The sequence below is a fragment of the Streptomyces humi genome (assembly GCF_001005085.2).
Classification (GTDB): domain Bacteria; phylum Actinomycetota; class Actinomycetes; order Streptomycetales; family Streptomycetaceae; genus Streptomyces; species Streptomyces humi.
This window is the reverse complement of sequence record NZ_LBMU02000188.1, coordinates 1-2492: the sequence shown is the minus strand read 5'-3', so window position 1 is coordinate 2492 and position 2492 is coordinate 1. Positions and strand designations below refer to the sequence as shown.

Below are 2492 nucleotides of genomic sequence, written 5' to 3'. Positions count from 1 at the left end.
GGCGCGGGGGTGGGCGGGCGGACGGGCGCGGTGGTGGGTGGGCGGACGGACGCGGTGGCGGACGAGGGGTTCGACGTGGTGGTGGGAGTGGAGTACGGCGGGTCGGGCTCGGGGTGGCGACCGGTGCGGGGCTGCGCGGGCTTGCCGGAGGCGGTGTCGCCGCGGGGTTCTCCTGCGGCGCCCGCCCCGGGGCGGCGCGGCGGGGTCGTGGCGCGTAGGACCGGCCGTGGCGTGGCGGCGACGGCCGTTCCGGCGGGGGAACCGGGCGGTACCGGACCGCACCCGACGACGAGGCCGGGGGTCCGCCCACCGGGGGACCGGTCCGGCCCGGCGAGCCCCGCCGGGGCGAGGACCGCGTCCAGCCTGTCCAGCCGCACCTGGTGGCGCGAGACGTCCAGGGACGTGCCCGCCGCCAGGCCGGGCAGCAGCATCTCGACGGCGAGGCCCCGGACGCCCGAGGCGCTGGTCACCAGGCGGCTGACGAGCGTCACCCGGCGTCCGTCGGACAGGGACACGCCCGTGGCGGCGTACCGGCCTCGGGAGATGAGTTCGGCGGCCTTCTCGATGAGGATGACCCGGTCGTCGGGGCGCAGGTCCAGGGCCGGTTCTTCCACGGAGAGCCCGCGGCCGACGCCGACGGCGGACTCGTACGCCCTGAACAGGACGCGTTCGCGGGCGGAACTCTGCCGCAGCAGCCGGCCTTCCACGGCCCGGACGGCCCGGCGGATGATGTCGGCCAGGGCCGGGTCCTCGACGCTGCGGTGGTAGCCGAAGCAGAGCACGCCCTCCATGCGCCCGCTGAGCGGGTCCCGGACCGGCGAGGCGATACAGGCGTTGCCCTGGGCGCGTTCCGCGAAGTGCTCGGCGCCGAAGACCCGGACGAGGGCCCGTTCGGCGAGGGCGAGTCCGATGCCGTTGGTGCCGGCGAACCGTTCGGCGAACACGAAGCCCGGCTCCACCTGGATCGCGGGCAGGGCGCGGGGCATCGCCGGGTCACCGAAGCGGCGCAGCAGCACGATGCCGTTCGCGTCGGCGAGGGAGATGTTGATCTGGCTGCCCGAGAACCGGGCCTGGAGCCGGTCCAGCACGGGGACCGCGGCCCGCACGATCCGCCCGCCGGGATCGAAGTCGGTGTGGAAGGGCAGGTCGGCCCGGTCGGGCGAGAGACCCAGGGACTGGCAGCGCAGCCAGGAGTCGTGGATCGGCGGCCGTACTCCGCTGTCGACCGGCTCGCCCTGGAGGAACCGCTCGCGGAAACGGGCGGGCCCCGAGTCGCCCACCGGCTTCCTCGCAACCACTGGTTGCCCGCCGGATCCCATCACGCCCCGCCTCGCTCACCGAACCCCATCACGCCCCTCCTCGCTCACCGGAACCCATCACGCCCCTCCTCGCTCACCGTCGCAATAACCATCTTTCCGTAAAGAAATCGATATAACCGAGAATACAGACATTGGTGGCGAGAGTCATCGGCTGCCGGCCTCTTCTCCCCCCGGCGACCGGGCCGGGGCCGCCCGTCAGAGCACCGCCACCGGATTGACCGGCGACCCCGTCCCGCCCGGGATGTTCAGCGGCGCCACGACCAGCATGAACGCGTACCGGCCCGCCTCGGCGGCCGCACCGGACAGCCCCTCCAGATCGAGGTTGTCGAGCAGCGGCACCCCCAGCCCGGCCACGGCCAGGGCATGCACCGGCGAGTGCACCCCGGGCACCGGTGAGGGCCGTACGTCGCTGTCGCCGTCGCCGCCGAGCAGCGCGATGCCCCGCTCGGCCAGCAGCGGCAGGGCGTCCACGTGCAGGCCCGCGCTCGACGCCGCCGAGTCCCAGGCGCCCAGTTCCCGGCGGCGCCTGGCATGGCCGGAGCGCAGCAGTACGGCGTCGCCGTCGCCGATGGTCACGCCCAGCGCCCGCTCCACCGCCAGGACGTCCGCCGCGCGTACCGCCCGGCCCGGCTCCAGCCAGTCGACGCCGAGGACGGCGGGCACGTCGAGCAGCACGCCCGTGGTGACGAGCGGCCCGAGCGCCGACACCGCGCCGAAGCGGGCACCGCCGGCGTCGACGTGGTCGCGGGCGGGGCGGCCGTCGTACAGCTCCCCGCGGTAGGCGACGTGGCTGAGGGCGTCGAGGTGGGAGATGCCCTTGCCGTGGTAGTCGGCCGCGACGAAGTCCTTGTGGGTGGCCGGCTCCGGGCTCTCCACGTCGCCGAGGTCGGTCATGTGGTGCAGGGCGGGCTTGGGGTTGTCCGGTCCGGAGCGGGTGTTCCAGGGCAGCGCCGTCGGCACGACCGTCCCGGACCGCACCAGGGCGGCGGCCCGGCGGGCGTGCGCGGCGGTGACCCGGTTGAAGGCGCCGCGGTCGGCCCGCTGCCAGCGCCCCCAGGTACGGAGCGAGGCGAACAGCCGGTCGAACTCCGCCCGGGAGACGACCGGGCCGGCGATGTCAGAGGCCATCCGCTGGTGTCCCTCCCACGCCCGGACCCCCAGCCTGACACCACC

General features: G+C 75.2%; 2 protein-coding genes. Both read right to left on the bottom strand.

The genetic code is table 11. The features are described 5' to 3' along the window. Positions 1-1280, bottom strand: a 1280-nt coding sequence (locus AAW13_RS43815) for a sigma-54-dependent transcriptional regulator family protein (RefSeq protein WP_476756039.1), incomplete at its 3' end; no start/stop codon positions are given. A 234-nt stretch (positions 1281-1514) separates the two neighbouring features. Further along, positions 1515-2447, bottom strand: a complete 933-nt coding sequence (locus AAW13_RS43810; RefSeq protein WP_046734663.1) for a cyclase family protein — start codon at positions 2445-2447, stop codon at positions 1515-1517. Positions 2448-2492 lie beyond the last annotated feature (45 nt).